The sequence below is a fragment of the Limimaricola variabilis genome (assembly GCF_014195545.1).
Lineage (GTDB): Bacteria > Pseudomonadota > Alphaproteobacteria > Rhodobacterales > Rhodobacteraceae > Limimaricola > Limimaricola variabilis.
The window spans coordinates 524,221-532,134 of sequence record NZ_JACIBX010000002.1 but is presented as its reverse complement, the minus strand read 5'-3'; the positions used below and the strand labels follow the sequence as shown (position 1 = coordinate 532,134).

Genomic DNA, 7,914 nt, shown 5'->3' with positions numbered 1-7,914 from the left:
CCAAACAACTGCGCCCTATCGTCCGGCGCGCCGCCTCGTCCCCTTCGGAATTTCGTCACCAGCACTGCATCTCTGCGCCGCCGGTGAGGGGCTATCTAGGGAAAGGTTCCAAAGGGCGCAAGCAGGAAATCGAAGTTTTTTGCATCGCTCACGAGATCGACATGATGTTGTGAAGAGCAGGGCTATTTACGCTCGGCAATGACGGTTTTGCCGCCATGCTCGGCAACAATCGAAACCAGCCCCCTGCCCTACCCAAAATCAGGCTCGGACGGTTCGATCCGCGAAGAACCTCGCCCAGCGAATCCGCGCGGCCAACAGGCCCAGGATCAGCCCCAGATAGACCAGCGGCTCGATCTGGAAGCCCTTGGCCAGCCAGATGTAGTGCACCGCCCCAAGAATCGCGATGCCGTAGACCAGCTGGTGCAGCCGCCGCCAACTCCGCCCCAGCCGGCGGATCGACAAGTTGTTGGAGGTCAGCGCCAGCGGGATCAGCCCGAGAAACGCGATCATCCCGACCGTCACATAGGGGCGCTTGAGGATGTCGGCCCAGACCCGGCCGAAGCTCTGCACGTCGAGCAATGCCCAGACGAGGAAATGCGCCAGCACGAAGAAGAAGGTCAGCAGCCCGATCGCGCGGCGAAACTTCAGCAGGCTGACCCGAGTGTATTTCAGCAGCGGCGTGACGGCGAGGCCGGCCACCAGCAACTTGAGCGCGGTGTCGCCATACTCGCGCTCCAGCGCGTTGATCGGCTCGACACCCAGGCGCCCGGTCAGAGCCTGCCAGAAGAGGAAGGCGGCCCAGAGCGCCCCCAGTACATAGAGCGGCCAAGCGGGCACGCGGCGCAGCGCACCGTTGATCTTTTGCGCCGGGGTGAGGGGGCGGGCCATCAGAACTGCGCCGCGAGATCCATGCCCTCGTAGAGGGAGGCGACCTCGTCATAGCCGTTATACATCAAGGTGTCCTGCCGGGAGGAGAACAGCCCCCCGCCGATCCGGCGCTCGGTGGCCTGACTCCAGCGCGGATGGTCCACGGTGGGGTTCACGTTGGCATAGAAGCCGTACTCGTTCGGCGCGAGCCGGTTCCAGGTGGTCGGCGGCTCGTCCTCCAAGAGGCTGATCCGGACGATCGACTTGATCGACTTGAAGCCATATTTCCACGGCACCACCAGACGGATCGGCGCGCCGTTCTGATTGGGCATCGGCTGGTCGTAGAGGCCGGTGGCCATAATGGTGAGCGGGTGCATCGCCTCGTCGAGGCGCAGCCCCTCCACATAGGGGAAGTCCAGCACGCCGCGACGGACGCCGGGCATGTTCTCGGGCTGCACCGCGGTCTCGAAGGCGACGTAGCGCGCGTTCGACTGCACGCCCGCCCGGTCGAGAATGTCCTTAAGCTCGATCCCCTGCCACGGCACCACCATCGACCACGCCTCGACGCAGCGCAGACGATAGATCCGCTCCTCGACCGTCAGACCATCGATCAGCTCGGCCAGGGGATAGGTGCCGGGATTGTCGACCAGCCCATCCACCGTCACCGTCCAATCGGAGGTGTCGAGCGCCTCCGCATTCTTGGCCGGGTCGGTCTTGCCGGTGCCGAACTCATAGTAGTTGTTGTAGCTGGTGATCTCCTCGAAGGAGTTGGGCTCAGGCGCGTCCTGCGCGGCAGCCTGGCCACCGAGACCCGCCAGGCCCAGTGCGCCGCCGGCCTGAATGATCTGGCGACGGTTCATGAACAGACCACGCGGGGTGACGTCGGTTCGGGTCAGATCATTCGTCCAGCGATGGGCCATGCGTGTCTCCTTGCGTACGTGCCTGATTTAGACACGTTAGCCGCGGACACCATGTTTCAGGCGTCACGATGCGTTGACGCTCTGTAACCTGAACCGGCCCCGGCGGATCTCTCCGCCGGGGCCGGTACGTTCTTGCATGTCGCTACGTGCGTTCAGTGCAACACCGCGCCCTCGGGCTTGGGCCGGTTGCTGCCCGAGACCCGGTCGCCGACGATCAGCCCGTCGGCCCCGGCGCTGACATGCACCTCCTGACCGTCGCGAATGTCGCCGGCGAGGATCATCTCGGCCAGCTGATCCTGCAGCGCCCGCTGGATCACCCGCTTGAGCGGGCGCGCCCCGAAGACCGGGTCGTAGCCCTCGTCGGCCAGCCACTTCTTGGCAGGATCGTCGAGCAGCAACGCGATGTTGCGGTTGGCCAGACGCTTCTCCAGCCGCGCGAGCTGGATCTCGACGATACCGGCCATGTCGTCGCGCCCGAGCCGGTCGAAAATGATCGTCTCGTCGAGGCGGTTGAGGAACTCGGGCCGGAAATGCGCCCGCACCGCATCCATCACGTCGCGCTTGGCACGTCCCGCATCGGCGCCGTCGGGCAGCTGGCTCAGCGCCTGCGCGCCGAGGTTGGAGGTCAGCACGATCAGCGTCTGCTTGAAGTCGACCGTCCGGCCCTGGCCGTCGGTGAGCACACCGTCATCGAGCACCTGCAACAGCACGTTGAACACGTCCGGATGCGCCTTCTCGACCTCGTCGAAGAGGATCACCTGATAGGGCCGGCGCCGCACCGCTTCGGTCAGCACGCCACCCTCGTCATAGCCGACATAGCCCGGAGGCGCTCCGATCAGACGGGCGACCGCGTGCTTCTCCATGAACTCCGACATGTCGATGCGCACCATCGCCTGGTCGTCGTCGAAGAGATACTCGGCCACGGCCTTGGTGAGCTCGGTCTTGCCGACACCGGTCGGCCCGAGGAACAGGAACGAGCCCAAGGGACGGTTCTCGTCGTTGAGTCCGGCCCGTGCGCGCCGCACGGCGTTCGCCACCGCCCGCACGGCCTGATGCTGGCCGATCACGCGACGACCCAGCTCCTCTTCCATGCGCAACAGCTTCTCGCGCTCGCCCTCGAGCATCTTCGAGGTCGGGATGCCGGTCCAGCGCTCCACCACCTCGGCGATCTGCTCCGGCCGCACCGCTTCCTCGACCATCAGCGGGTCGTCGGATTCCTCGGCCGCCTTGAGCTCGCGCTCGAGCTGCGGGATCACGCCGTAGGACAGCTCGCCTGCCTTGGCGAGATTGCCCTCGCGCTTGGCGATGTCGAGTTCGGCACGAGCCCGGTCGAGCCGCTCCTTGAGCGTGCGCGCGCCTTCGAGCTTGTCGCGTTCGGCCTGCCACTTGGCGGTCATCGCATCCGCCTTCTCGCGCAGGGCGCCCAGCTCTTCCTCGAGCTTGGCGAGACGCTCCTTGGAGGCCTCGTCATCCTCGCGGCGCAGCGCCTCCGCTTCGATCTGCATCTGCAGGATCGAACGGTCGAGCGCGTCGAGCTCCTCGGGCTTGCTGTCCACCTCCATGCGCAGTCGCGACGCCGCCTCGTCGACGAGGTCGATCGCCTTGTCGGGCAGGAAGCGGTCGGTGATGTAGCGGTGCGACAGCTGCGCCGCCGCCACGAGCGCAGAGTCGGAGATCCGCACGCCATGGTGCAGCTCATATTTCTCGCGGATACCGCGCAGGATCGAGATCGTATCCTCGACCGTCGGCTCCTCGACCATCAGCGGCTGGAACCGCCGGGCCAGCGCCGCGTCCTTCTCGACATATTTCCGGTACTCGTCGAGCGTGGTCGCGCCGACGCAGTGCAGCTCGCCGCGCGCCAGCGCCGGCTTGATCAGGTTGGCCGCGTCCATCGCGCCGTCGGATTTGCCCGCGCCGACCAGCGTGTGCATCTCGTCGATGAACAGGATGATCTCGCCGGCGGCGGCCTCGATCTCCTTCAGCACCGCCTTCAGCCGCTCCTCGAACTCGCCACGATACTTCGCACCGGCGATCAGCGCGCCCATGTCGAGCGCCATCAGCCGCTTGTTGCGCAGGGATTCCGGCACGTCGCCATCGACGATGCGCAGCGCCAGACCCTCGGCGATCGCGGTCTTGCCGACACCGGGCTCGCCGATCAGCACCGGGTTGTTCTTGGTGCGGCGCGACAGCACCTGCATGGCGCGGCGAATCTCCTCGTCGCGGCCGATGATCGGGTCGATCTTGCCTTGCTCGGCGGCCTCGGTCAGGTCGCGCGCGTATTTCTTGAGCGCCTCGTAGCCCTCTTCGGCGTTGGCGCTGTCGGCGGTGCGGCCCTTGCGCACGGCATTGATCGCGGCGTTGAGCGACTGCGCGCTGACCTTGCCGGCGTCGAGTGCTTCCTTGGCCTTCGACTTGACCATGGCGAGCGCCATCAGGATCCGTTCGGCCGGCACGAAGCTGTCGCCCGCCTTTCTGGCGATCTGCTCGGCCTCGTCGAGCACGCGACCCGTGCTCTGGTCGAGATAGGTCTGCCCGGCATCGCCTGACACCTTCGGCAGCTTGGCCACGGCGGCATCGACGGCCTCGCGCACGCGGGCCGCGTCGCCGCCCGCATTGACGATCAGGTTGGCCGCGAGCCCCTGCTCGTCATCCATCAGCGCCTTCAGAAGGTGCTCTGGCGAGAGCCGCTGGTGGCTCTCGCGCATCGCGATCGTCTGCGCGGCCTGAATGAAGCCGCGCGAGCGTTCGGTGAACTTTTCGAGGTTCATCTGTCTCTCCTTGTCAAAGCGCCCGTGCTCGGGCGCCCGCTCTGGCGGCGCACCCCTGTCGGGCCTTGGGAGGAAAAATGGGTGGCGGGGGCCAGTTGCGCAAGTATCACAGTCGCAAAAAGGGCCATCGGCTCGACCGCCGATGGCCCTGTTGTCAATGACTTGCGCCAATCACTCCGCCGGCGGCACCGGGTCGAGCCCGCCATCATCGTCGACATTGTCGAACTCGGGCTCGCCGAGGCTGTCGCTGTCGCTGTCGGCCACGCTCGGGCGCACGTTGTCGTCCGGGGTCTGCGGCTCGGCCGCGTCGGTCAGAGCCTCGTCGATGATCGCGTCGTCGGGCTCGGCATCGCCGGTCTCGCCCACCGTGTCGGGCGACTGGCTGGGCATCTCCAGCGGCGCGGTATCGAACTCTTCGGCCTCCTCGGCGCGGAACCAGCCGCCGACGACCAGAAAGATGACGAAGAGGATGAAGCCCATCGGGATCATCACGTAGAGCAGGGCACGGCGGGAACTGCGGGGCTTGTGGGCCATGTCGGTCTCCTTGGTCTGGCCGCCCATGCGGCCCGTGTTGCAGGCGCAACGCCGCTTTGGCCGCCGCGTTCCCGCCCGCGTGCTTGACGCGCCCGCGCGCGCCGCGCCAAAAGCCACCCACCCCCTGTTCCCGGAGATCCCGCCATGACCGCCATCGCCGCAGACGACCGCCTGATCGTCGCCATCGACCGCCCCGACGCGCTTTCCGGGCTCGAGCTGGCGGAGAAGCTCGGCGACACGGTTTCCTTCTACAAGATCGGTCTCGGCATGCTGACCGGCGGCGGGCTGGCGCTGGCGCGCGAACTCAAAGACGAGCACGGCAAACGGATCTTCCTCGACATGAAGCTCTTCGACATCGGCGCCACGGTCGAGGCGGCGGTGCGCGGGCTGGCGCAGTTCGACCTCGATTTCCTGACCGTGCATGGCGATCCGCACGTGGTGCGCGCCGCGCGCGAGGGGGCCGGCGGCAAGGATCTCAAGATTCTCGCCGTCACCATCCTGACCTCGCTCGACCGGGCCGATCTCGACGAGGGGATGATGCGCGCGGGCGACATCGCCGAGGTGGTGGTCGAACGCGCGGGCCGGGCGCTGGCGGCAGGCGCCGACGGCGTGATCGCCAGCCCGCAGGAAGCGGCGATGATCCGGGCTCTGCCGGAGGCGGCGGGCAAGCTCATCGTCACGCCGGGCGTCCGCCCTGCCGGGGCCGATATGGGGGATCAAAAGCGGGTCATGACCCCGGCACAGGCGATCGCGGCCGGAGCCGACCATGTCGTGGTCGGTCGCCCGATCTGGCAGGCGGAGAATCCGCGTCAGGCCGCGCAGACCATTCTGCAAGAGATGGTGTCACCCCAGGCGCGCACCCCCAACGCCTAGGGGACTCTGTTTCCTCAACAAATGAATCGAAGAGTCTTCGCTGCCACAGGGAACCGAAATCGCGTTTTGGCGGTTGACCCTACAGAATAACCGAGCAGCGGAGACTTCGAATGCAGACCATCAGACTTGGCGACGTGCGCTACAACGCCCAGATCGGTGCCTTCGAGGCCCGCGTGGATGTCGACCGCAACGGCACCACCTATCGCTACCCGTGTCAGGTGGCCGGACCGATTGACATGGATGCCGGGCATGTGCGCGCCGGGCTGACCCGTCATGCGATGCGCATGTCCGACAGCGGCGCGTCGCTCTGGTCGCATCTCTGAGATTTTCGCTACGTTCCAGTGACAAGGCCCGCCTGTTCCGGCGGGCCTTTTTTTGTGCGCTCCAACTGCCTCAGGCGGCTTTCGGCAGCTCCGCGCTCCAGACGCGTCGCGCCGGACCTTCGCCCACCGCCTCGCCTAGCAGCTCGGCCGTGGCGCCGGACAGGGTCCAGCCCAGATGACCGTGGCCAGTGTTGTAGAACACGCGGGGGTGCCGGCCGGCGCCGACCTTGGGCATCATGTTCGGCATCATCGGCCGCAGCCCGGCCCAAGGCACGCAATGCTCGGTCGACACGCCCGGAAAGAGCCGCGCCACCCAATCGACCAGCGGGCGGACCCGGTCGGCCCGGATGTCGCGATTGAAGCCGTTGAATTCGGCGGTGCCGGCGACCCGGAACCGGTCGACGCCGAGCCGCGAGGTGACGATCTTCGCCTTGTCGTCCAGCAGCGAGACCTGCGGCGCCGCCTCCTGGCTAGCGGCGTCCCTTAGCATCACCGTGATCGAGTAGCCCTTCACCGGGTAGACATTGACCCGATCGCCGAGCTTGGCCGCGATGCCGCGCGAGCCGACACCGGCGCAGACCACCACCCCGTCGAAACGCTCGGTATCGCCCGCCGTCACCCGCACGCCGTCATCATCGGCAGCGACGTCGGTGATCTCAGTGCCCATGCGGAACCGCACCCCCTGCCCCAGCAGCCAATCGGCGAGACCGGTGGTGAACTTGTGGATATCGCCGGTGGAATCGCAGCTGGTGACGAAACCGCCCGTCAGCGGCCCGTTGAGCTGCGGCACGCGCGCGCGCACCTCCTCGGGCGACAGCTCCTCGCGGTGCAGCCCACCCTGTGCCAGGAGCCGGTTCACCCGCCGCCCGTCGGCGAGGTCCTTCTGCGTCTGGTAGAAATGCACGATCGAGGCCGGCGAGAAATCGAAATCGACCCCGGCCGTCGCGGCCATCTCGCGCAGGCCTTCCCGCGCAGTGATCGCCAGCCGCGTGGTCTCGACCGTGTTGGCCTCGTAGTTGCGGATGTTCCACAGGAACTCGGCCATCCAGCTCATCTTGTGCAAGGAGGGCTTGGGGTTCACCGAAAGCGGGGCGTCGGGCTTCAGCAGCCACTTAGTGCCCTTGAGCACCGTGGCCCAGCGGTTCCAGACCTCGGCGTTCGAGGCCGAAAGCTGGCCGCCATTGGCAAAGCTCGTCTCCATCGCAGCATAGCGCTGCCGGTCATAGATGGTGACGTCGTGACCACGCTTCAGAAGCGAATAGGCAGTGGTGACGCCGGTGATTCCGGCGCCGAGAACGGCGTAATGCGGCATGATGCCTGCTCCAACGCGCCCCTTCCGTCCCTGGTGCCTGAGAGCTTCGTGGCCGCCCGCATCATGCGGATCTCCACTTTCCCCTTCGGCGGGCCTTGCGGCCTCTCTCCGGATGTTATGCGGCCCTCCCGGTCCTTTTGCCTGAGAGATCGCGGGGCGCGCGACTGCTCCTTCGGCGGCGGACCGTCCCACTCTCTCCCGGCAGGACCGTTTCCTATCGGAAACTTAACGCAGCCCAAGCCGTTCCGCCAGCCCCTTTGCATACGTTCGTGTACGGTTTGCGCGACTGCTTGCGCATAGCACAAGCTGGTGCCGGC

At 66.7% G+C, this 7,914-nt stretch carries 7 protein-coding genes and 1 riboswitch; of the genes, 2 read left to right on the top strand and 5 right to left on the bottom strand.

Features of this window, described 5'->3' with window-relative positions:
• Positions 1-258: 258 nt before the first annotated feature.
• The 4 genes from msrQ to FHS00_RS05660 form a co-directional block, all read right to left on the bottom strand.
• Positions 259-888 carry a protein-methionine-sulfoxide reductase heme-binding subunit MsrQ gene (gene msrQ, locus FHS00_RS05675; protein WP_183470659.1) on the bottom strand — a complete coding sequence of 210 codons (630 nt, stop codon included), beginning with the start codon at positions 886-888 and terminating at the stop codon, positions 259-261.
• The gene (gene msrP, locus FHS00_RS05670) at positions 888-1,787 is read right to left on the bottom strand and encodes a protein-methionine-sulfoxide reductase catalytic subunit MsrP (protein WP_183470657.1); all 900 of its coding nucleotides are present in this window, start codon (positions 1,785-1,787) and stop codon (positions 888-890) included. Before msrP ends, msrQ begins: the two co-directional genes overlap by 1 nt.
• Positions 1,788-1,939: 152 nt before the next feature.
• The gene (gene clpB, locus FHS00_RS05665) at positions 1,940-4,555 is read right to left on the bottom strand and encodes an ATP-dependent chaperone ClpB (protein ID WP_183470655.1); all 2,616 of its coding nucleotides are present in this window, start codon (positions 4,553-4,555) and stop codon (positions 1,940-1,942) included.
• 171 nt (positions 4,556-4,726) lie between these two features.
• On the bottom strand, positions 4,727-5,089 hold the full coding sequence (locus tag FHS00_RS05660; RefSeq protein WP_183470653.1) for a hypothetical protein: 363 nt from the start codon (positions 5,087-5,089) through the stop codon (positions 4,727-4,729).
• A gap of 144 nt (positions 5,090-5,233) precedes the next feature.
• Here FHS00_RS05660 and pyrF point away from each other — a divergent pair, with 144 nt between their 5' ends.
• Entirely contained in the window at positions 5,234-5,962 is a 729-nt protein-coding gene (pyrF, locus tag FHS00_RS05655; RefSeq protein ID WP_183470651.1) for an orotidine-5'-phosphate decarboxylase, read from the top strand.
• 110 nt (positions 5,963-6,072) lie between these two features.
• Positions 6,073-6,285, top strand: a complete 213-nt coding sequence (locus FHS00_RS05650; RefSeq protein ID WP_085895433.1) for an orotidine 5'-phosphate decarboxylase — start codon at positions 6,073-6,075, stop codon at positions 6,283-6,285.
• 70 nt (positions 6,286-6,355) lie between these two features.
• Here FHS00_RS05650 and FHS00_RS05645 read toward each other — a convergent pair whose 3' ends face one another.
• The gene (locus tag FHS00_RS05645; RefSeq protein ID WP_183470649.1) at positions 6,356-7,597 is read right to left on the bottom strand and encodes a D-amino acid dehydrogenase; all 1,242 of its coding nucleotides are present in this window, start codon (positions 7,595-7,597) and stop codon (positions 6,356-6,358) included.
• Positions 7,598-7,716: 119 nt separating this feature from the next.
• Positions 7,717-7,808: riboswitch (glycine riboswitch) on the bottom strand.
• Positions 7,809-7,914 lie beyond the last annotated feature (106 nt).